Source organism: Chelativorans sp. AA-79 (assembly GCF_029457495.1).
Taxonomy (GTDB): Bacteria; Pseudomonadota; Alphaproteobacteria; order Rhizobiales; family Rhizobiaceae; genus Chelativorans.
This window is the reverse complement of the sequence record NZ_CP120361.1, coordinates 2,895,453-2,916,954: the sequence shown is the minus strand read 5'-3', so window position 1 is coordinate 2,916,954 and position 21,502 is coordinate 2,895,453. Positions and strand designations below refer to the sequence as shown.

The window sequence follows — 21,502 nt, the reverse complement described above, 5'->3', positions numbered from 1 at the left end:
CGAGACCCCTTGATGAGCGCCAGCGAATCTGGTCTAGAGATTGCATACACCTGATTTGTAATCAGGGGGTCGCGGGTTCGAGTCCTGCCGGGGGCACCATTCCACGACCTTTCGAACGCCGCCCGGTTCGGCATTTTTCGCCTTGCCTTGAGGGGCGGCACGCGTTTTCCTGTCGCAACGCCTGTTGCGTCGGGAGATTCGGGGGGACCATGCAGTCGAGCGCCGTCCTGAGCATCGGCCTTCCGGTGGCCCTGTTCATCATCATGCTCGGGCTCGGCCTGTCGCTGACGCCGCAGAATTTCACACAGGTCCTAGCGAAGCCGAAGCCGGTGGTCATCGGTGTCCTCTGCCAGATGGTCGTGATGCCGCTGTTGTTCCTGCCACTGGTCTACTGGTCGGAACTGCCGCCGGCGATCTCGGTCGGCATGATGCTGCTGGCCGCCAGCCCCAGCGCCACCTCCGCCTCGCTCTACACATATCTCGCCCGTGGGGACGTGGCGCTGAGCCTCACGCTTGCCGCCGCCACGTCACTTTTGGCTTTGGTGAGCCTGCCCTTGATCGGCAATCTCGCCATGGAGCTGTTCTATGGTGGAGCGGCGGCGGTGACCGTCGAGATCAAGCATATCCTGCAGATATTTGTGATCGCCATCGTCCCCGCGGCGATCGGCGCGTTCATCCATGGCCGGAGGCCGGCGCTCGCCGCGCGGCTGGAACGGCCCGTGAAGCTTCTCGCAACGCTTTTCATCGCGGCAATCGTCGTCATCGCGCTGATCGGCAATTGGGGATTGCTCATGGAATGGGGACCTGTGATCGGTGCGACCACGCTCGCCTTCAACCTCATGAGCTTCGCCGTCGGCTATCTCGCGCCGAGAATGATGGGAATCGAGCGGCAGAGGACGATCGCCGTGGCGATGGCGACCGGTATCCACAACGCAGCCCTGGCCATTACGATCGCACTCAGCGAATACATGCTCGACAATCCCGAGATGGCGATCCCACCGGCACTCTATGGCCTGACCGCCTATATCACGGGGGCGATCTTCGTCTGGCTGCTTAACCGCAGGCCCGTTTCGCCCCTGCCCAGCGAGGGGTGAGGGGCACTACTCCTCGCGCAGGATCCGCGCGGCCCTGGCGGCGGTGACGAAGGCGCGTCGCGCCGAAGAGGGCGGCCGTTCGCCCCGGATGACGGCAAGGCACGCCTTCAGTGCGCGCATGCGCTGCGGGCAATCCATCTCCGGCCATTCGTGCAACAGCGCGTCGAGGGCGACCCTGGTGTTCACGACCACCCGATCGCGGTCGACGCGCCTTCGCTCGATGACGACCGGCTTGTGGAACGGACGGTGCCGCAACGCCTGCGTGGAACGCAGGTCGGTCCTGCTTTCGCGCGAAGCCCGCTCTCTGCGGCTGGTGGAACCGATGGAATCGGTCAACATGAAGCCTGCCCCTTGGATGTAACCCGCTGGCTCAGAACGCCCAAGGAACATCCAGGTTCCACGTGCTTTCAATTTTTCCGAGAAATACCGACCACAGTACACCGGTCCGTCAGCGGTAGAGCGGTTTCAACTCCCCGTTCTCGTAGAGGCTGTCGAGGGGGACGTCCCTTGCGATGAGTCCGGAAGCATTGGCAAAGGCGACGAAATGCTTTCGCGCTTCCTCCGCCCACCGTGGATCGGCGCTCGCTGCAAGGCACGATTCCATGGCCCGGTTGAGAATCCGGCCCTCCTGCGTCGGCCATGCCATGAGCAGATCCAGAGCCTCCTCGGCGCTGTAGATTTCCGTCACCGGTTCGCCGGCCCGCATCACGATGCGGACCGGAAGGGCGAATTGCGCTGCATACATCGATGCGCTCCTTCTCCTCAGGGGAGAAAGGGTAAATTAGCGCTGTGCTGGGCGGCCGGCAACGGCCGGAATCCGCGGCGGCGGTCATTCTTCGGTCACAAGGATGCGAGCCTCGCGCGCGGCTTCTTCGAAAGCCTGCTTTGCATATTGGGGACCGTACCTGCCTTCCAGAACATCGAGGCAGGCGATCTGCGCGGCCAAATGCTTCTCCTTTCCTTCTTCAGATGCAGGCCAATGCAGTATCAGGAATTCCGCCGCCATACGCGCAGAATTGACTTCCACGGGAAGGTTGTTTCCATTGCGAACTCTTACCGGCTGATTCCATATACTTGGGTTCATTCCAGAAAAACGCGCAAGATCAATCCAGGTTTGATCACGAATGAATACGGCTTGTGAAAGAAAACAGGCTTGCCGAGAGCTGAACGAACATTGTCTGGCAATCACGGCGAAGGACCTTCGGCGATCGCGGCCGGTCAGCCGGCGAGGAAATCGGAGACCAGCTCGATGTTCAGCACGATGATGAGCGCCACCGCCGCAAAGGGAAGCTGCAGGCTGGGGATGACCTGGCTCAGGATCGTGCCGTCCGGCTTAGCCCTTGACCGCGCCCGCCATCAGAGAGCTGCTGATCTGGCGGTACATGAGAAGGCCGAGGATCATCGGCGGAAGCGCCCCGACGATCATCACCGCCGCGGCCACGCCCCATTGCACGCCGCCGCCGCTTGCGGCGAAGAAGAAGGAGGCGCCCACAGTCACCGGCACGGCGTTGGACGTGGTGAGCATCAGGCCGAAAAGGAACTCGTTCCAGGCCGTGATGAAGCCGAAGATCAGGCTCGTCGCGATCGCCGGTCGGCATACCGGTGCGATGACCCGAAGCAGGATGCGCGTACGGCTGGCACCGTCGATCAGCGCCGCCTCGTCCAGGTCGAGCGGCACATCGGAAATGGCATTGACGAGGATCACCAGCACCAGAGGTATGTTGACGATGGCGAGTACCAGAGCAAGGCCGATGCGCGTGTCGAGCAGGCCGAGCCACTGGAACATCATGTAGATGGGAATGGCAAAGATGACGAGCGGCACGGCGCGCAGGTTGACGATGAGCGGCAGCAGGGTCTTCGCGCCGATCCCACCCCGTACCATCGCATAGGCCGTGGGGAGAGAAAGAAGCACCGCTATCGCCGTACCGATCGCCGCCGCGGCAAAGCTGTTGGCGAGGTAGAGGAAGATGTTGAGCCGATCGGAAACCTGCAGCACGGTCAGATAATTTTCCAGCGTCGGGGCCTGGATGAACAGCCCCGGATTGGCCGAGATTTCGCGTGCGCTCTTGAACGAGGTGACGAGCGTCACGATCACCGGGAAATTCACGGCCAAGGCGGCGATCGCGAAGACGATCCAGCGCAGAAGGGTGAGCATCGTCATCTCCTCTTCCGCCGGGCAAACATGTTGAGGCCGTAGAGAATGGCGAAGGAAACCAGGAAGAGCAGAACGGAAGCGGCCACCGCCTTGCCGATGGCGCCCTGCTTGAAAAAGGCCTCGTAGATGTAGATCGACAGCGATGCGGTCGATCCGCCGGCACCGCTGCCGGTCAGCACATAGACATTGTCGAAGACGCGGAAGCCGTCGATGAAGCGGATGAGCAGCGCAACGGCGATGGTGGGGATCATCAGAGGCAATTCGATGCGCGTCAGGCGCTGCAATGCGTTGGCCCCGTCAATCGCCGCTGCCTCGCGTACCTCCCCGGAGATGGCGTGGTAGGCCATGTGGAAGAGGAGAAAGGCGAACGGCGTCCACTGCAGCGTCTCGACGACAACGAGCGTCCAGAAGGCCGAGCTGGGTCCGAGAAAGGCCGGGCTGTTGCCGAACCACTGCCAGAGATAGTGCGGCACCGGGCCTGCAAATTCGTGGAGCACCAGCCGGTACATCAGGCCTACCAGGGCCGGCGCCACCATCAGCGGCAGCATCAGGATCGCGAGCGGCCAACTGCGTTCCTTGAAGAGTGGCGCAAGGAAGATGGCGAGGAACAGGCCGAGCCCGCATTCCAGGACCGCCGTCAGCACACCGAAGCGCAGCGAGAACCAGTTGGCACGCCAGAAGGCGCTGTCCTGAAGCACGGCGGCGAAGTTGCCGAACCCCGAGAGGGTGGGGCTGCGCAGCGTGGCGAAGCTGATGTCGGAAACCGAGTAGACGAGATTCACGAGCGCCGGAAAGCCCAGGCACAGAAGCAGAAAGGCCACCAGAGGGGTGGCCAGGAGGCTCCATTCGGTGCGTTCGGCAACCTGCATTCTTCTTCGCCGTTCCGGGTTCGGGGGGGCTGACGGCGAGGGCCGCCGTCAGGCCTCATTGTCATTTCAGGAGTTCGGCCATGCCCTTCTCGGCATTGGCGAGTGCGGCGTCGGCGTCCTGCTGGCCGGACCAGTAGCCCGTGAACTCCTTCGCCTGCAATTCGTAGACGGCGAGCGCATTGGCGGAGGCGCCGCCGGTCATCACATAGCCATAGGAACCGGCATATTCGCCGAGCTTGACGAGGTCCGGCCGCTCCTCAGCCACTTCTTTCACCGCCTCCGCCGAAAGCGCCGGCGCGCCGCCGTTGCGGGCATAGACGAGGGCGGCTTCCCTGGTGGAGAGCCAGGTGAGGAACGCCTTCGCGCCCTCCTTGTTGGCAGCGTTCCTGTTGAGGCCGAACCCGAGCCCGTGAATATGTGTCTTGCGCCCCTCAGGGCCCGCAGGCGGGGCCATGGTTTCCGTCACCTCGGCTACTGCGGGCGACTTGCCGGGGCTGGTGAGGTCCGCCGCCGCGGCGTTCCACTGCAACATCGCCGCGACCTGGCCCGCCGCGAAGGCGGCGTTGGCCTCGGCGAATTCGTATGAGAGCGAATCGCGCGGCGACGCACCCGCGTCGTAGAGCAGCTTGTAGAGCTCGAGGCCCTTGCGATAAGCATCGGAGGCGACGGTGATATTGCCCTCGGCGTCCATCCAGTCGCCGCCATAGGAACGCGGGATGGACTGCCAGACCATGATATTGAAGAGCAGATTCTTGAGCTGCAGCACCGTGCCGTAGCGGGTCGGGCTGTCGGGGTTGATGGCCTGGGTGAAGTAGAGCGCCGTCGCGGCGTAATCGTCCCAGGTCCATTCATCAGGGTCTTTCGGCTCGAGGGCCTTGCCCAGATACTCCTGCGAAATCTCGGCATAGCGCGCCTTTGCCGCATCGTCGTCCATCAGTCCGTCGATCAGGTCCTTGCGGTAGTACATGAAGTGCAGCGAGAGGTCCGTCGGCACGCCATACTGCTGGCCGTCGAACCGCATGGTGGAAAGCACTGCTTCGCCATAGAGCCCGGATGCTTCGTCCGACAGGGTCACAGGCTCCATGAAGGGTGCATAACGGCCGATCGAGTAGGTGGCGAGCAGGTTGACGTCAAAGGCGTCGGAGCCCGCGGCGAGATCGGCCTGCAACTTGTCCCAGAAGCCGTCGCGGTTGAAGAACAGGAGTTCGACCTTGTTCTCGTCGGAAATGTCGGGCTTGGCGTTGTAGGCTTCGGCCGCCGCCCGCAGCGCGGTCTCCTCTGGTCCGCCCGGCCAGCCGAGCACGGTTACTTCCGCATGGGCGGCGGTCAGCATCAGCCCGCCGGCAAAGACGCTGCCCAGAAGGCGCGTCGCGGTTTTCGAAATCGTCGTCATGTCGCACTTCCCCTTTCGTTGTCTCTCTGGTTTTTGGCGAGATCCGCGATGCCAACCACGCCGGCCTTGTCACCGAGCCGGGCGGGAAACGGCTTCGGGCGCAACCTTTGCGGCACGTCCGCGAGGCAGGCTTCGACCCGTTCCAGGTAACCGGGTGCAAGCCCGATGCCGCCGCCGATCACGATGCGCGGCGGATCGAATGCCAGTTGCACGTTGCGGCAGAGGAGCGCGGCCCGGCGAGCCGAGAGCGCCACGATCTCCTCCGCCCATCGCTCGCCGCCGTCCATGGCTTCGAAGACGTCGCGGGCGGTCGCCCCCGGCCGGCGGCCGGCGGCCATGCCGGCGATCCAATTGCCGGAGATATGATCCTCCGTCGCGCTGTCGCTCGCGGCGGCATGCTCGAAATCCTGCACGCGCAGCAGCCCGAAATGGCCGGCGATGCCTTGAAGGAGCCGGCCATCGAGGATAACGCCGCCGCCGATCCCCGTGGAGATCGTAAGGAAAATCATGTCCCCGCCCGCGCCCGCGCCGAAGCGGTGTTCGCCCCAGGCGGCGGCCTGCGCGTCGTTGGCGGCAAAGGCGGGGAGGGCGGTCAGCGCCGATATGGTTTCCGTGAGCGGGAAACGGTCCGGGATATCGAGAGTCTTCTTGTTCAGGGCCGACCAATGCCCATCGTCGACAATACCCGTGACGGCCACGCCGACGCGATCGTACCGCCCGTGCCAGGGGGCGACCTGCGCGAACAGCGCTTCCAGCCAGTCTTTGGGGCCGCCGCTGCTGGGTGTGGGCATGCCGAACGTCTCGACGACCGCACTGCCCTCGACGAGCGCGGCCAGCATCTTCGTGCCGCCGATATCGAGCGCCAGCGTGGTGCCGGGGAGGGTCATGGCGCGGATGCCTCCATGGCCGCAAACTGCTCGTCCATCTCGGAGCGGAACCAGGAGGTGATGTGCTCGGGCCGCGTGATGGCCGAGCCCACGACCACCGCATGAGCGCCCGCGGCCAAGGCTTGCCTGGCGTCGCGCGGCAGGCGAATGCAACCCTCCGCGATGACGTTGGGCGTCAGCGCCCGCATCTCGCGGACAAGCACCAGGTCGGGTTCGGTGGGCTCCGGACCCCCGGTATAGCCGGAAAGGGTGGAGCCCACGATATCGGCACCCCCTGCGAGGGCGGCGCGCGCATCCTCGATGGTTGCGCAGTCCGCCATCGCGGCCCTGCCGTGGGCGTGGATGCGGCGGATCAGATCGGCCGCGGCGACGGGCCTTTCGCGGAGCGTGGCATCATAGGCGATGATGTCGGCGCCCGCCTTTGCGAGTGTGTCCACGTCTTCGATCCAGGGGGTGATGCGGATCGGAAAGTCGTCGAGGTCGCGCTTGACGAGGCCGATGATCGGCCTGTCGGTCGCCGCGCGCACGGCCCGCACGTAATCCGGCGATTCGATGCGCAGGCCCTGGGCGCCGCCGGCAAGTGCGGCAAGCGCGAAGGCGACGACGATCTGCGCCGAATCCATCGGCCCGCCCTTCACCGGCTGGCACGAGACGACCAATCCATTCCGCAGTTTCTGAAGTTCCACCGGCACGCGGGCACCCTCGATCACGACGTGATCTTATTCGCACTGGACCAGATAGCAACCGGTTTGTAACTGGTATTATCTATGCAGCTCGATCACGAAGTCGTAGACATCGCCGCGATAGCGCGTCTCGGTGAACTCCACGATCTGTCCGTCGCCCAGGAAGCAGCGGCGCTCCACCACCAGCAGGCCGATATCCTCGGGCGCCTTCAAAAGCTGTGCCTCCTCCCGGCTGATCGGGCTCGATTGCATTCGCTGGATGGCGCGCACGGGCATGGCGCCCCGCGCGTCGAGCGCTTCGTAGAGGGAAGCCCCTACCTCTTCCGGCTTGGGCAGGAAGCGCGCAGGCAATGACGCCGTCTCGATGGCAATCGGCGTGCCGTCGGCGGTGCGGATGCGTTTCAACCGGGCCACCCGGTCGGTGGCCGAAAGACCGAGCGCCATCATCTCCACGGGGGAGGGGCGGGAGATCTCCTTGGAAATCCAGATGCATCCGGGCTCGAGGCCGCGCCAGCGCATGTCTTCCGAAAAGCTCGTCATAGTGGCAAGCGACTTTTCCAGCCGCGAGGAGACCATGGTCTTGGCCCCGTGCCGGCGGTTGAGGAGTCCGTCGGCCACGAGCTCGTCGATCGCTTTCCGCACGGTCACGCGGGAAATGGAGAGCTCCCCGCAGAGCGTCCTTTCGCTGGGAATGACGGCGCCGCGCTTGAGGCGCGAGGACGCGATGGCCTCGCCGAGCGCGGCCTTGAGGCGGCGGTAAAGCGGCTCCGCACTGTTCCCCTCGGTGACACTGCGGCGCAAGAAGTCCAGGACTGCAGTTTCCTCCACCGGCGTTTTCCCCGTTTTCGAGACCGCAACCGTTTTCCACAAATTTTCCGCCAGGTTCAAGCTGGTATTGCCGCTGGTTGCGTCGCGAGTTCTGCGGCGGTTGCTTCCACCAGCGCCGCTTCGAGCTTCGCGAGTTCCTTCGGGAAGAGGAGGGACGGCGGGCGAGCTCGTCAGGGAGCTTAATATCATCGAGCCGAAGGACTGTACGCGGCGAAGTCGCGGAACGATAGGCGGCCGGCGGCGTTGGCGAAAACGCGGCTCGCAGTCCCTCCCCGGAAGTCACTGTGATCGGAGGCAGTATCATGCAGAGCAGAATCCTGGCGGAAGAGAACGGACAAAAGACTTACGCCGTGGTGATGGAAACGGGCGACGAGGTAATGACGTGCCTGCAGGACTTCGTTGACCAGGAGCGGCTTTCGGCCGCCGAATTCTCGGCCATCGGCGCCTTCAGCGACGCGGTGCTTGCCTATTTCGACTGGGAAAAGAAGGACTATCTCCACAATTCCGTCGACGAGCAGGTGGAGGTCGCCTCCCTCAATGGTGATGTGGCGCTGGCGCCCGACGGCAAGCGGGCCATCCACATCCACACGGTGCTCGGCCGGCGCGACGGCTCAGCACTCGCCGGCCATCTGAAAGAGGCCCACGTGCGCCCGACGCTGGAGATCATCCTGACGGAGAGCCCCGAGCACCTCCGCAAACGTTACGACCCCCAGAGCGGGCTGGTGCTCATCCGCCCCGAAGGCTGAACGGCGGCTTTCATTGCGCGGCGAGGAACATCAGGCCGTTTGGATAAGTTGGAATCCGACCTGCAGACTGCCAGCGGCAAGGAGAACAGCATGGCCAATATGGTCGCCGATTTCATGCTCGACCGCCTCCAGGAATGGGGCGTGAAGCGCATCTACGGCTACCCCGGCGACGGCATCAACGGGATCCTCGGCGCGCTCGGCCGGGCCGATGGCGGAATGGAGTTTGTCCAGACGGCGCATGAGGAGATCGCCGCCTTTGCCGCATGCGCACACGCCAAATGGACGGGCGAAGCGGGCGTGTGCCTGGCGACGTCCGGGCCGGGCGCTATTCACCTCCTCAACGGGCTTTATGATGCGAAGCTGGATCACGCGCCCGTTGTAGCCATCGTCGGGCAACAGAAACGCATGTCGCTGGGTGGACACTACCAGCAGGAGGTCGACCTTATTTCGCTCTTCAAGGACGTTGCAGGCGAGTACGTTCATATGTGCTCGGACCCTGCGCAGATGCGCCACTTGATCGATCGGGCCATGCGCATAGCGCTCGCCGAGCGGACGGTCACCTGCATCATCGTGCCCAACGATGTCCAGGAGATGCAGGCGGTGCCTTCCCCCCCGCGCCAGCATGGTGCGCTCTTCTCGGGCGTCGGCTATCCCGAGCCGACCCATGTGCCTGGCGAACAGCAGCTCAAGCGCGCGGCCGAGGTGCTCAACAGCGGCGAACGCGTGGCAATCCTGGTGGGGGCGGGCGCGTTGCACGCAGGTGGCGAGGTCATGAAGGCGGCCGATATTCTCGGCGCCGGCGTTGCCAAGGCGCTGCTTGGCCGCGCCGTGCTGCCGGACGACCTGCCCTTCGTCACCGGTTCCATCGGCTTGCTCGGCACACGGCCCAGCTACGACCTGATGATGGGCTGCGACACGCTGCTTATGATCGGCTCCAGCTTTCCCTATTCGGAATTCCTGCCGCCGGAGGGCCAGGCGCGCGGGGTGCAGATCGACATCGACGGGCGCATGCTTTCCATCCGCTACCCGATGGAGGTGAACCTCGTCGGCGACAGCGCCGCCACGTTGCAGGTGCTGATCCCGCATCTAAAACGCAAGGAGGATCGTTCCTGGCGCGAGGAGATCGAGAAGAACGTGCGCGAGTGGTGGGAGGTGATGGAAGAACGCGCGATGGCGGCCGCCGATCCCATCAACCCGCAGCGGGTCTTGTGGGAGCTTTCGCCGCGCCTGCCCGAAAACTGTATCATCAGCGCGGATTCGGGCAGCGTGGCGAACTGGTTCGCGCGCGACCTCAAGCTGAAGCCGGGAATGAAGGCCTCGCTGTCGGGTGGGCTTGCCACCATGTGCCCGGGTGTTCCTTACGCGCTGGCGGCCAAGTTCGCCTATCCCGATCGTGTGGCAATCGGCCTGGTCGGTGACGGTGCCATGCAGATGCTGGGCAATGGCGGCCTCATCGATGTTGCCAAATACTGGCAGCGATGGAGCGACCCGCGGCTGGTCATCCTGGTTCTCAACAATGGTGATCTCAACCAGGTCACCTGGGAGCAGCGTGTAATGGGAGGCGACCCGCGGTTTCCGGACTCGCAGAACGTGCAGGCTTTCGACTATGCACGCTACGCCGAAATGCTGGGGCTCAAAGGCATCCGTGTGGAAACGCCGGAGGCGGTCGGCCCGGCCTGGGAAGAGGCACTTTCCGCCGACAGGCCCTGTGTGGTCGACGCCGTAACGGACCCCAAAGTGCCGCCGCTGCCGCCGCACGTGACCTACGCCCAGGCGAAGAAATATGCCGAAGCGGTCATGAAGGGAGACCCCGAGGCGATCGGCGTCATCTGGCAGTCCTTCAAGCAGGCCGCGCAGGGCGTGCTGCCGACCAGGCACTAGCGGCGACGGATGCCTTCACCTTGATCCTGAAGCCCTGAGGCTGCCGAAAGGCAGGGCGAGGGGATCGATGGGTGGCGCGGTGCGAAATTTCGGCCGCGGGGGCTCGCCTTCGAGGCCATCTCGGCAGTGGACAATGCGCTGTGGGATCTGAAGGCGAAACTGCTCGGCCGCCCTCTGGTCACGCTTCTCGGCCAGGTGGGCGCTGCCTTGGGAACGTCGATCGCGGCTCTTGCCTGGTACTCGCGTATTCTCGACGGGCTGCTGACGCCGCTCGGCTTGATCTTTTCCTGCATTCCCGTCCTGGCGCGGCTCCTGGACTATGACGTGCGGACGGTGCTCGCTATCGTGGCGATCCTTCTCTTCTTCCCCTACTTTGTTTTCACCTCCTCCGCTTGCGCGCATTGCCACCCGGGAGCGGCGGCGTTTCTGCAACACTGTCATGCAATTGCGTCTACGGCTTTCAAAACGAGGCTCAGGCCACTAAAGAGTGGGATATTGCATCGCAACATCGTCTCTTCCGCGGTCTCAGATGTTGTGCATTCCGCGCCTCCCGCTCACGCTTTCCTGAGCGGCGGCGGCTCGGTGTCGCTTTGGGAACGCCCCGACGTCCCGTCAGTGTTCCACTGCGCTCGCTTCCCGAGCGCTATTTGCAATCGAGGTTTCTCTTCAATGCTCTTTTCCAAGATCCGCGACGAATGGCTTGGCAATATTCGCGGGGATCTCCTTGCCGGGCTCGTCGTCGCGCTCGCGCTCATCCCCGAGGCCATCGCCTTTTCCATCATCGCGGGAGTCGATCCGAAGGTCGGCCTCTATGCCTCCTTCTCGATCGCTGTGATCATCGCGTTCACCGGCGGGCGCCCCGGCATGATTTCGGCGGCGACGGCCGCCACTGCCGTCCTCATGATCACGCTCGTCAAGGATCACGGGCTGCAATACCTGCTCGCCGCAACGGTCCTTGCCGGCGTGCTGCAGGTTGCGGCCGGGCTCTTCCGTCTCGGCGATCTGATGCGCTTCGTTTCGCGTTCCGTCATCACCGGATTCGTGAATGCGCTCGCCATTCTCATCTTCATGGCGCAGATACCGGAACTCGTCGGCGTGCCCCACATGACCTACGCGATGGTGGCCGGCGGACTGGCGATCATCTACCTGTTTCCGCACCTGACCAAGGCAGTTCCCGCGCCGCTCGTCTGCATCGTGGTGCTGACCGCGGTGGCCCTGTACTTCAACATGGACGTGAGAACCGTGGGCGACATGGGCGAACTACCGTCCACGCTGCCTGTTTTCCTCCTTCCCGACATCCCGCTGAACCTGGAGACGTTGACGATCATCCTGCCGTATTCGGCGGCGGTCGCGGTCGTCGGCCTGCTCGAATCCCTGATGACAGCCTCCATTGTCGACGAACTGACGGACAGCTCCAGCGACAAGAACCGCGAATGTGTCGGCCAGGGGATTGCCAATGTGGCGACCGGCTTCCTCGGCGGCATGGCCGGCTGCGCGATGATCGGGCAGTCCGTGATCAACATCAAGTCGGGCGGACGTGGACGTCTCTCGACATTCGCCGCCGGCGTTTTCCTGCTCTTCCTGATCGTGGTTCTGGGCGATTGGGTCAGCATCATTCCCATGGCCGCGCTGGTCGCCATCATGATCATGGTCTCGATCGGCACCTTCTCATGGAGTTCGATCAAGAACCTGCGCGATCATCCGCGCCGCTCCTCGATCGTGATGATCGCGACCGTTGTGACTGTCGTGCTGAGCCACAACCTGGCTATCGGCGTGCTCGTCGGCGTGCTTCTGTCGGGCCTGTTCTTCGCATCGAAGGTGGCCCAGATTTTCCGCGTCTCCTCGATCTTGTCGGACGACCGGAAGGAGCGTGTCTATACGGTGGAGGGGCAGGTGTTCTTCGCCTCCGCTGATGATTTCATCAAGGCATTCGATTTCAAGGAGGCGCTGGAGCGGGTCCGCATCGATGTCGGGCGCTCGCACATCTGGGACTTGACCGGCGTCGCCGCGCTCGACACGGTGGTCCTGAAATTCCGCCGCGAAGGGGCCGCTGTCGAAGTGGTCGGAATGAACGAAGCGAGTGCGACGCTCGTCGACAAGCTCGCCATCCATGACAAGCCCGATGCGTTCGAACGCCTCATGGGCCACTGAGGGAGGAACGGCATGTCCAAGATACTGGCCCTGGTGGACGGGTCGATCTACGCCGACAGCGTTTGTGGGATCGCAGGCTGGGCAGCCCTGAGGACCGGGCTTCCGGTCGAAGTCGCCCATGTCATCGGCCGCCGCATGTCCAGTGCGTTCGACCTGAGCGGAGGGCTCGAGCCGGGCCAGCGCTCCGCGCTTTTGGAGGAATACACACGCCTCGACGAGCAGCACGGCAAGCTTGCCCAACAGAAGGGGCGCGCCCTGCTGGAGGCTGCGAAAGCGGCGTTCGACACTGCCGGGGTTTCGAAGGTGGAGACGACCCTGCGCCGCGGCGACCTGCTGGAGGCCCTGGCCGACCTCGAAGCCGACGCGGAGATCGTGGTGATCGGAAAGCGCGGCGAAGCGGCCGATTTTGCCAAGCTGCATCTCGGTTCGAATCTGGAACGTGTGGTGCGCAGCGCGAGGATGCCGGTGCTGGTGGCGGCGCGCGCCTACACCCCGTTCGACCGTTTCCTCATCGCCTTTGACGGTGGAAAAAGCGCCAACCGCGCCGTCGACTATGTCGCTGCCAGCCCTCTTCTGAAGGGCATGCGGTGCACCATCCTGTCGGTCGGGGCGGAAACGCCGGAGAACCGATCCCGGCTCGAGGCGCCGGCCTCATTGTTCAGGAGCGCCGGCTTTGACGTTGACGCTCAGCTTTCGAATGGCGAGCCGGAGGAAGTCATCAGTGCAAAGATCGAAGCCGAAAACATCGGCTTGCTCGTCATGGGCGCCTATGGCCATTCGCGGATTCGCAGCTTGATCATCGGAAGCACCACGACCGAGATGGTGCGGCGCTGCAAAATCCCGGTCTTGATGTTCCGCTGAAGGACAATCAATTAGAGGACATGGATAAAGAAGCTTATGCGGCGCTGCTGAAAAGGTTCCGCCCGCGCCTCGAACAGGAACTCGCCGAAATTGACCGGCTGAGCATGGAAAACGAAAGCTGGAGCGCGCCTGTCGAACTCGACCAGCAAAGCGTCGGCCGTGTCTCGCGCATGGATGCCATGCAGATGCAGGCGATGTCGCAGGCGGTCCAGCGCCGCCGGACGCAGAGACGCCATCAACTACTCCAGGCCTTTAAGCGCATGAACGAGGGAGAGTTTGGGTATTGCGCCGAGTGCGGCGAGGAGATTCCCTCAGGGCGTCTGGACGTCGATCCGACGTTCTCTGCCTGCGTGCGGTGCGCAACGTAGCGCCCGTAGCCGAATAGTCATGGATTTCAACGCAATGGCGGCCCGACTAGGCCGTTCCCTCGGGAAGGGGCCTCCGGGACAAATGGATTCAACCCGCCGCAGATCTCTTTCATTTCCAACTGACAGATGTGGGCGGTTACCAAAAGGCCTGGTATGTGACTGTTCCTGCCCCGGATAATGGGGTTGCAACGTGGGTCTACAGCCACGGCGCTCATCACCTTCCACCCGGTACTACCTGCCATTGATGGAGCGCGGGGAATTTGCACGTCTCAGGGGGCAGGGTCACTCGATGCAGGAGATCGCGCGCCGGCTCGGTCGATCCGCCCTGACGATCTCCCGTCGTCCTTCAGTTCCTGCCGTTTGCGCGGCATCAGAAGGCTGCGCGAGGCGGCGCCGTCGTGCTGCCGGGCACCAGCCCGACATCGACAATTCTGGTAATCGGGGTGCGGGATGGATCTGCGATGCGTTCAAGCAGGAGTTCGGCCGCAAGGCGGCCCAGCTTTTTCCGCGGCTGGTCGACGGTGACGATGCGAGGTGCGTTGGGAAAGACTCGGTGCCAGTCAGCGTCACCGAAAGCGTCGTCGAATCCCGTAACGGATAGGTCTTCCGGAACGGAAAGTCCCATCGCGCGCGCTCTGTCGATGAGGCCCAGGGCGACGAAATCGTTGGCGGCAAGGATCGCGCTCGGGCGCTGGTCCGGCGGAGTTTTGAGCAGCGCATCGGCCGCCGCGCGGCCGGTCTCGACAGTATAGTCGCCCATGTAGATCTGCGATGGGGAGACGGGCAGGCCGAGTTCCGCCATTCTCGATTGAAAGCGGTCGAAGCGCTCCCGGGCGGTCGAGGAATTCTGCGGCCCGTGCACAAATCCGAGCCGCCGGTGACCGAGCGACGTGAGATGGTCGAGCAGCGCGTCGATGCCTGCCTTGTTGTTGGGGCCCACATAGTCGAAGGAGTGCGGGTCGGGCGTCCTGTTTACGAACACGGCTGGGGGTCCCGTGCGCAGCACCTCCACGATGTCCAGTTCGACGGATTGGGACACGAGGATCAGCCCGTCAGCCTTGCGCTCCAGCATCTCGCGGACGAAAGCTGCCTGCCTGTCGGCGGCACCGTCCGTATTGCACAGCAGCAAAGTGATGCCTTCCGCCGTCAGCGCCTCGTCGGCGCCCCGTACGATGCGCGGGAAGATCGGGTTGGTGATGTCGGCAATCAGGATGCCCACCGTCTTGGAACGGTTGGTCCTCAGCGCGCGCGCGATGGCAGAGCCACGATAGCCGAGGCGAGCAGCCGTCTCTTCGATGTGCCGGCGCTTGGCCGAATCGACATAGCCGGTGCCCGACAACGCACGAGCGGCGGTCGACCGCGAAACCCCGGCGGCCCGTGCCACATCCGTCAGCGTCGGGTTCCTGGCTATCGTATCCAAAATGGTCGTCTTGTGGGTGCAAAGTCGAGCATGTTTCGTTCATAGCCGATTTGGGCTTGATCTAGGAAGAAGAATGTGGGATCCATCTCATGTGGGATCGATCCCACATCAAGGGCAGACTTTGACCGGGGGGCGACGGCAATGCCAATGGGGAGGCTTTCCGGCCCGTGCGCCTTCGCTTGCCCTAGGGGGTTGATGCGCGGGATTTCACGCCAAGCCGACCGCGGCCGAACATGCCACCCGGCAGTGACATGAGGAAGTTGAAGACATGAGCAGTGTCGAGACTGGACAGCGCCAGGGCGCGCAGAGCAGCAAAGCCTCGCCCCAGGACCGCATCGTTCCATTGCTGCTGCGCTACAGCCACGTCGCGAGCTTCGTTCTGCTGATCGTCCTGGCCAGCCTGATCTCGCCTTACTTCCTCGATGTGACCAATCTGCTGAACGTGGTGCGCGGGGCCTCGATGGTCGGGCTCGTGGCGATCGGGATGACCATCGTCATCCTGTCGCGCGGCATCGATCTCTCGGCGGGATCGATCGTCGGCGTCGCCGCGCTGACGGCGGCGGCGGCCGCAAGCGCCGGATCCCCTGCCGCCTGGGCGCTGGCGCTGCTCATCTGCATGCTGCTCGGTGTGGTGAACGGACTGCTCGTCACCAAGCTCAACCTGCAGCCCTTCATCGCCACGCTGGCCATGATGATCTTCGCGCGCGGCTCGGTCTATCTCTATTCGGATGGCGGCGACGTCTATGCAGAGGGCGCCGATGCGATGTTCCGGTGGCTTGGCTCGGGCCATGTGCTGGGCCTGCCGGTGCCTGTCGTGGTCTTCATCGCGGTTTGGGCGATCTTCTGCTACGTCATGCATCACACGCGGTGGGGCCGGCATGTCTACGCGGTGGGCGCGAACGAGGAGGCGGCTCGCGTCTACGGCATTCCCGTCGACCGCATCAAGATCCAGGTCTATGCCCTATCCGGGTTCCTGTCCGGAATGGCCGGGCTTCTGCTGGTCAGCCGCATATCGGTGGCCGAGCCGAACGCTGGAAACCTCTTTGAGCTCGATGCCATCGCAGCGACGCTGATCGGCGGTACCTCCTTCGACGGGGGCGTCGGCGGTGTCGCGGGAACGATCCTCGGCGTGCTCATCCTCGCCATGATCACAAACCTTCTGAACCTGATGAGCGTGTCGCCCTTCGTCCAGATGCTGGCGATGGGGATCATCATCGTCGTCGCGGTCGTCATGAGCGACCTGCGAAACCGCAAATCCTGAAGCGTCGTCGAGAAGGAGGAGTTGAGATGACCTGGAAGATCAAGACAAGCGGACTGGTTGGACCGTCGCGGCGCACATTCCTGCGCGCCGGCGCCGGACTGGGCGCAGCCGCCCTTGCCAGCCCCTATATTATCGGCTCCGCCCGGGCGCAAAGCCCGGTCGCGGGCAAGACGATCGGCTTCTCGCAATCCTATGCCACGGACGAATGGCTGCGCGTGCAGCGCCAGGACGTGATGAGCGTCGCCAAGGCGAAAGGGCTGGAGGTCATCGCCACGGACGCTCGCGAGAGCCCGGCGCAGGAGATCCGCAACCTCGAGGACCTCGCAACGAGAGGCGTCGATGCCGTCATCATGATCACCTACTATCCGGACGCCATCGGGCCGGGAATCGAGGCGCTGAGTTCCCGCGGCATTCCGATCATCGTGATGTCCTCCGCACTGAACGAGGGGCAGGAGTTCGCGGCCCATCTCGCTGCGGACACATACGGCACGGCACAGAAGGCGGGAGCCTATTACATCGACGCCCTGGGGGGCTCCGGCAAATGCGTGCACATCATGGGCCGGCCGGGCTCGCTCGTCAGCCAGGCGCGCGGCAATGGCTGGAAGGATGCCCTGGCGAAGATGCCGGAGATAGAGATCGTCGCCGAGGGCATCGCCAATTACTCGCGCTCCGAAGCGCTGACCATGATGGAGGATTTTCTCCGCTCCAATTCGAGGATCGACGCCGTCTACTGTCATAACGACAACATGGCCAAGGGCGCGCTGCAGGCGATCGAGGAGGCCGGCAGGCAGGAGGAGATGTTCATCACCGGCTTCGACGGGATAGCGGTGGAGACCTTCCAGCTCATCAAGGAAGGCCGCCTCCGCGGAACCTTCGTATACCCGACATTCGGAGGCGAGGCGGTCGAGGTGGCGAGCCGGGTTTTGCAGGGCCAGGAGGTGCCGAAGGAAATCGTCTTCCCCTCGCCGATGATCAACCAGGACAACATTGACGAGTTCTACAACGCCGAAACGAAAGAGCGCCTGGTGCCCGAGGTCGATCTCGAGTCGCTGGGCCTTTGATCCGTCCGGGTTCCGGGCGCACTCACGCTTGCACCCGGACCCGGCTCATCTGGACAGGAGACCGTCATGAGCGCCGCTGACACACAAGCTGCTTCGAAAGCCGCTGCGCCTTCGCCGGATGGGGCGGCGCCGTTCCTTTCGATCCGGGGCCTGACCAAGACCTATGGCGGCCACATCGCCAACAACCAGATCAACCTCGACGTCTATCCGAACGAGGTGCTGGCGCTGGTGGGCGACAACGGGGCGGGCAAGTCCACCTTCATCAAGATGATCTCGGGGGTTCTCCGGCCAACCCTGGGAAGCATCCGCATCGACGGCCGCGAGGTCGAGATGAACAGTCCCAAGGACGCGCGCGCCGCGGGCATCGAGACGCTGTATCAGAATCTGGCGTTGGTGGATGTGTTCACCGTCCAGGAGAATGTCTTCATGGGCCGCGAGCTGCAGCGCCGCATCGCCGGCCTCGTACCTTCCCTCGATCACGCGGGAATGCGCCGCCGCACCGAGGCGTTGTTCGACGAGCTTGGCTTGCCCAAGCCGGACATGACCCGCCCCGTGCGCTCGCTCTCCGGCGGGCAGCGTCAGGCGGTAGGTATCGCACGGCTTCTGCTCGACGCGGACGTGCGCCTCATCATCATGGACGAGCCTATGGCGGCACTCGGGGTGGAGGAGAGCCGGGTCGTCCTCGATTTTATCCAGCGCCTGAAGGAGAGGGGATATGCGGTGCTGATCATCTCCCACAATCTCGATCATGTCTTCCAGATCGCGGATCGCATCGCCATCCTCAAGAACGGGCGCATGATCGGCGCGGTGAGGCGCGACGAGGTGGAGCACGACGCGCTGGTGCACACGATCGTCGGCGGCCGTCTGCCTCCGCATCTCGCGCATCGAAGCGCGGAACACCTGTCGTGAGGACGAAGCTGATCAGCGCGGCGGAGGCCGTCTCGCGCATTCCCGACGGGGCGAGCGTTGCCGTCGGCGGATCGCTCCTGCGGCGTCAGCCCATGGTGTTCGTGCGGGAGATGGTGCGGCAGAGCAAGCGCGACCTGCACCTTTTGACCTGGGCCACGACGCTCGCCACGGACATGCTCGCCGCCGCTGGCGCGGTCCGCCGCTGGGACGGCATCTATGCGGGCTTCTTCCGCCTCGGCCTCGCGCCCAATTTCCGCCGGGCGGCGGAGGAGGGCAGGATCGAGACGCACGACTATTCCGAAAGCGCGATGGTCGCGCGCTTCCGCGCGCGAGCGATGGGGCTGGACTTTCTGCCCAACCGCGCATTGCTCGGGACCGGGATGGAGGCCAGGAGCCCCGACGAGGTGAAGCGCATCGCCTGCCCGTTCACCGGCAAGCCCGTTCTGGCGCTGAAGGCGGCGGATGCGGACTTCACCATCCTGCACGGCTATGTCGCCGACGAATACGGCAACGTCCAGTGGCCGGTGGTGCGCGACAGCGACGACATCGACCAGATGATGGCGTCGGCGTCGCGAAGGCTCTTCGTTTCGGTCGAGCGCATCGTGCCCCACGCCGAGATCGCCCGGCGCCCGGCGCTGACCTACATCCCGCACGCGCTCGTCGAGGGGATCGTCCATGCTCCCCACGGCGCGCATCCAACCGCCACCGACGGGTTCTATGACGAGGACGAGGCAGCGCTGGAAGACTGGCTTTCGGCAGCGCGAAATGGCTCGTCGGCCGATTGGCTGGACCGCAACGTGCGGCCGCTGCCCGATCACGAGGCCTATCTGAAGCAGCAAGGCGGCGAGGAGCGGCTGTCGCGGCTCGATGTTTGCGAGAGAGAGTTTGCATGACGGATGCCCCTGCAGCAGTGGATTACACCACCGAGGAACTGATGATCGCCACGATCGCAGCGGAATTACGGGACGGGGAGCTCGGCTTCGTGGGCCTCGGCACCGCGGCGCGGGCCTATACGCTGGCGGTCGGGATCCCGATCGCAGCGGCGCGGCTGGCGCAGATGACCCATGCGCCCGGCTTCTCGATCTACTGGGGCAATCTTCTCACGCCCTCGCTCGACGGCATTCCCGAGGTGCTGCTGCAGGATACCTATACGCGCTGGCCGGCGGCCGCTTCGCCGGCCGATGTCGGTTATAAGATCGACATGGTGACCGCCGGCCGCTTCGACGTCAGCTTCGAGAGCGCGCCCCAAGTGGACCGGTTCGGCAACCTGAACATCACCGAGATCGGCGACGCCGGGGGATCGCCGAAGGTCCGGCTGGTGGGATGCCTCGCGCAGACCGAGCACTTCGCTTTCATCCGCAGGCCCATCATCGTCACCGACCTGTCCCGGCGCACATTCGTGGAAAGGGTCGATTTCGTGACGTCATTCGGTCATTTCCGCGATGCCCAGAGCCGGGACGCTCTGGGCCTGCCGGGACCGGGGCCGCAGCTGTGCGTCACCGACAAAGCCGTGTTCGATTTCAAAACGGCGGACCGGCAAATGCGGTTGCGCTCGGTGCACCCCGGCGTTTCGGTCGAGGAGGTGCTCGACCTCATGTCCTTCCGTCCGATAATCGACGCAGAAGTGCCGGAGACGACAGCACCCTCGGCGGAGCAGGTGCACATGATCCGCAGGAAAATCGACCCTCACGGCGCGCTCATGCCGCGTCTCAAGGAGAACTTCGCATGACTCGTTCCATCCTGGCCGGCGTGAAGGTGCTGGATCTGTCCCGCTTCATCGCCGGGCCGCATTGCGCGATGCTGCTCGGCGACATGGGCGCCGACGTCGTCAAGATCGAGAAGGCCGGCGTCGGGGACGACAGCCGCCACCTGCCGCCGTTCCAGGCGGGCGAGAGCTTCTACGCCCTGGCGCTCAACCGCAACAAGCGGTCCATCACACTGAATTTCCGGAGCCCCGAGGCACAGGAGCTGCTGCGCCGGATGGCGGCGGAGGCCGATGTGCTCGTCGAGAACTTCCGCCCCGGCACGATGGAGGCGATGGGCTGCGGCTGGGACGTGCTGCACGAGCTCAACCCGCGCCTGGTGATGACGCGGCTTTCGGGATTCGGCCAGGACGGCCCGTATGCGATGCGCCCCGGCTTCGACGGCATAGCCCAAGCCATGAGCGGGCTGATGTCGCTCACCGGGCAGCCGGACGGCCCGCCGCTGCTGGCAGGCACTTTCTATGTCGATTACATGACCGGGATGTACGGGGCGACGGCGACGCTCGGCGCTCTTCTTGCCCGCAAGGATACGGGGCAGGGGCAACTCGTCGACGTCTCCCTCCTCGATACGGCGGTGTCGATGCTGACCACGGCGGTTTCGAGCCAGGTCAACGGCAATCAGACGCTGACGCGCATTGGCAACCGCGATCGCTACTCGGCGCCGGCGAATGTCTTCGAGACCGGATCGGGCGATTTCGTCCTGTTGCTGTCCGGCACAAACGCGCTGTTCCGCCGCCTTGCGCGGACGATGGGCAGGCCCGAGCTCGCGGAGGACCCCCGCTTTGCAACCGTGGACGACCGGCTTGCCAATGTCGAGGCGCTGGAAGCCGAGGTGGCTGCGTGGTTCTCTACCCTCGATACGGAGACCGTGCTCGACAGGCTCGCCGGAGCAGGCGTCCCCAGCGCCAAGGTCGCGACCCCCGACGAGGTGGTCCGCAATCCGCAACTGCGCCACCGCCGCCAGATACTGGAGATCGAGCATCCGAAGGTCGGGCGGTTCTCGACACCGGGCCTGACCATGCATCTTTCCGAAACGCCGCCGACGCTGCGCCGTCCTCCGCCGAGCCTCGGCGAGCATACGGAGGAGGTTCTTGAGGAATGGCTGCACCTTGATTCCGAAGCGGTGGAAAGGCTGCGCGGCACGGGCGTGGTCTGAAGCGCATTGTCCTGAC

The 21,502-nt window shown here is 64.2% G+C and carries 22 protein-coding genes and 1 pseudogene; 13 read left to right on the top strand and 10 right to left on the bottom strand.

The window, feature by feature from the left end; genetic code table 11:
- The first annotated feature begins 209 nt into the window (after positions 1 to 209).
- Positions 210 to 1,094: a bile acid:sodium symporter family protein gene (locus PVE73_RS14200; protein WP_277362875.1), complete on the top strand. Its 885-nt coding sequence runs from the start codon at positions 210 to 212 to the stop codon at positions 1,092 to 1,094.
- Positions 1,095 to 1,100: 6 nt separating this feature from the next.
- Here PVE73_RS14200 and PVE73_RS14195 read toward each other — a convergent pair whose 3' ends face one another.
- The 9 genes from PVE73_RS14195 to PVE73_RS14155 form a co-directional block, all read right to left on the bottom strand.
- Entirely contained in the window at positions 1,101 to 1,433 is a 333-nt protein-coding gene (locus PVE73_RS14195; RefSeq protein ID WP_277362874.1) for a DUF982 domain-containing protein, read from the bottom strand.
- Positions 1,434 to 1,542: 109 nt separating this feature from the next.
- Positions 1,543 to 1,839, bottom strand: coding sequence for a DUF982 domain-containing protein (locus PVE73_RS14190; protein WP_277362873.1), 297 nt, complete (start codon positions 1,837 to 1,839; stop codon positions 1,543 to 1,545).
- 84 nt (positions 1,840 to 1,923) lie between these two features.
- The gene (locus PVE73_RS14185) at positions 1,924 to 2,283 is read right to left on the bottom strand and encodes a DUF982 domain-containing protein (protein ID WP_277362872.1); all 360 of its coding nucleotides are present in this window, start codon (positions 2,281 to 2,283) and stop codon (positions 1,924 to 1,926) included.
- Positions 2,284 to 2,427: 144 nt separating this feature from the next.
- Positions 2,428 to 3,249: a carbohydrate ABC transporter permease gene (locus PVE73_RS14180; protein WP_277367460.1), complete on the bottom strand. Its 822-nt coding sequence runs from the start codon at positions 3,247 to 3,249 to the stop codon at positions 2,428 to 2,430.
- 2 nt (positions 3,250 to 3,251) lie between these two features.
- Positions 3,252 to 4,118, bottom strand: coding sequence for a sugar ABC transporter permease (locus PVE73_RS14175; RefSeq protein WP_277362871.1), 867 nt, complete (start codon positions 4,116 to 4,118; stop codon positions 3,252 to 3,254).
- 61 nt (positions 4,119 to 4,179) lie between these two features.
- Positions 4,180 to 5,451, bottom strand: coding sequence for an extracellular solute-binding protein (locus PVE73_RS14170; protein ID WP_277367459.1), 1,272 nt, complete (start codon positions 5,449 to 5,451; stop codon positions 4,180 to 4,182).
- Positions 5,452 to 5,507: 56 nt separating this feature from the next.
- A complete protein-coding gene (locus PVE73_RS14165) occupies positions 5,508 to 6,398 on the bottom strand; it encodes an ROK family protein (RefSeq protein ID WP_277362870.1) in 891 nt (296 codons plus the stop codon).
- Entirely contained in the window at positions 6,395 to 7,108 is a 714-nt protein-coding gene (locus tag PVE73_RS14160) for a putative N-acetylmannosamine-6-phosphate 2-epimerase (protein WP_277362869.1), read from the bottom strand. Before PVE73_RS14160 ends, PVE73_RS14165 begins: the two co-directional genes overlap by 4 nt.
- A 51-nt stretch (positions 7,109 to 7,159) precedes the next feature.
- Complete coding sequence (locus PVE73_RS14155) at positions 7,160 to 7,909, bottom strand: GntR family transcriptional regulator (protein WP_277362868.1); 750 nt, start codon at positions 7,907 to 7,909, stop codon at positions 7,160 to 7,162.
- A 302-nt stretch (positions 7,910 to 8,211) separates the two neighbouring features.
- Between PVE73_RS14155 and PVE73_RS14150 the strand changes: the two genes are divergently transcribed.
- The 6 genes and pseudogenes from PVE73_RS14150 to PVE73_RS14125 form a co-directional block, all read left to right on the top strand.
- A complete protein-coding gene (locus PVE73_RS14150; RefSeq protein ID WP_277362867.1) occupies positions 8,212 to 8,655 on the top strand; it encodes a PPC domain-containing DNA-binding protein in 444 nt (147 codons plus the stop codon).
- Positions 8,656 to 8,745: 90 nt separating this feature from the next.
- On the top strand, positions 8,746 to 10,536 hold the full coding sequence (locus PVE73_RS14145) for a thiamine pyrophosphate-requiring protein (protein WP_277362866.1): 1,791 nt from the start codon (positions 8,746 to 8,748) through the stop codon (positions 10,534 to 10,536).
- Positions 10,537 to 11,205: 669 nt separating this feature from the next.
- A complete protein-coding gene (locus tag PVE73_RS14140) occupies positions 11,206 to 12,687 on the top strand; it encodes a SulP family inorganic anion transporter (RefSeq protein ID WP_277362865.1) in 1,482 nt (493 codons plus the stop codon).
- 12 nt (positions 12,688 to 12,699) lie between these two features.
- Positions 12,700 to 13,548, top strand: coding sequence for a universal stress protein (locus tag PVE73_RS14135; RefSeq protein ID WP_277362864.1), 849 nt, complete (start codon positions 12,700 to 12,702; stop codon positions 13,546 to 13,548).
- Between the two features lie 20 nt (positions 13,549 to 13,568).
- On the top strand, positions 13,569 to 13,916 hold the full coding sequence (locus tag PVE73_RS14130; RefSeq protein WP_277362863.1) for a TraR/DksA C4-type zinc finger protein: 348 nt from the start codon (positions 13,569 to 13,571) through the stop codon (positions 13,914 to 13,916).
- A gap of 214 nt (positions 13,917 to 14,130) precedes the next feature.
- Positions 14,131 to 14,256 (top strand): annotated as a pseudogene (locus tag PVE73_RS14125) (helix-turn-helix domain-containing protein); the annotation flags it as partial.
- A 30-nt stretch (positions 14,257 to 14,286) separates the two neighbouring features.
- Here PVE73_RS14125 and PVE73_RS14120 read toward each other — a convergent pair.
- Positions 14,287 to 15,336 (bottom strand): LacI family DNA-binding transcriptional regulator, encoded by a 1,050-nt coding sequence (locus tag PVE73_RS14120; RefSeq protein WP_277362862.1) that lies wholly within the window; start codon positions 15,334 to 15,336, stop codon positions 14,287 to 14,289.
- 268 nt (positions 15,337 to 15,604) lie between these two features.
- Between PVE73_RS14120 and PVE73_RS14115 the strand changes: the two genes are divergently transcribed.
- The 6 genes from PVE73_RS14115 (at position 15,605) to PVE73_RS14090 (ending at position 21,486) form a co-directional block, all read left to right on the top strand.
- Entirely contained in the window at positions 15,605 to 16,597 is a 993-nt protein-coding gene (locus PVE73_RS14115; protein WP_277362861.1) for an ABC transporter permease, read from the top strand.
- A gap of 26 nt (positions 16,598 to 16,623) precedes the next feature.
- Positions 16,624 to 17,658, top strand: coding sequence for a substrate-binding domain-containing protein (locus PVE73_RS14110; protein ID WP_277362860.1), 1,035 nt, complete (start codon positions 16,624 to 16,626; stop codon positions 17,656 to 17,658).
- A gap of 66 nt (positions 17,659 to 17,724) precedes the next feature.
- Positions 17,725 to 18,567 (top strand): ATP-binding cassette domain-containing protein, encoded by an 843-nt coding sequence (locus PVE73_RS14105; protein WP_277362859.1) that lies wholly within the window; start codon positions 17,725 to 17,727, stop codon positions 18,565 to 18,567.
- Positions 18,564 to 19,460 carry a CoA-transferase gene (locus PVE73_RS14100; RefSeq protein WP_277362858.1) on the top strand — a complete coding sequence of 299 codons (897 nt, stop codon included), beginning with the start codon at positions 18,564 to 18,566 and terminating at the stop codon, positions 19,458 to 19,460. Before PVE73_RS14105 ends, PVE73_RS14100 begins: the two co-directional genes overlap by 4 nt.
- Positions 19,457 to 20,296 carry a CoA-transferase gene (locus tag PVE73_RS14095; RefSeq protein ID WP_277362857.1) on the top strand — a complete coding sequence of 280 codons (840 nt, stop codon included), beginning with the start codon at positions 19,457 to 19,459 and terminating at the stop codon, positions 20,294 to 20,296. Before PVE73_RS14100 ends, PVE73_RS14095 begins: the two co-directional genes overlap by 4 nt.
- Positions 20,293 to 21,486, top strand: a complete 1,194-nt coding sequence (locus PVE73_RS14090; protein WP_277362856.1) for a CoA transferase — start codon at positions 20,293 to 20,295, stop codon at positions 21,484 to 21,486. Before PVE73_RS14095 ends, PVE73_RS14090 begins: the two co-directional genes overlap by 4 nt.
- Positions 21,487 to 21,502 lie beyond the last annotated feature (16 nt).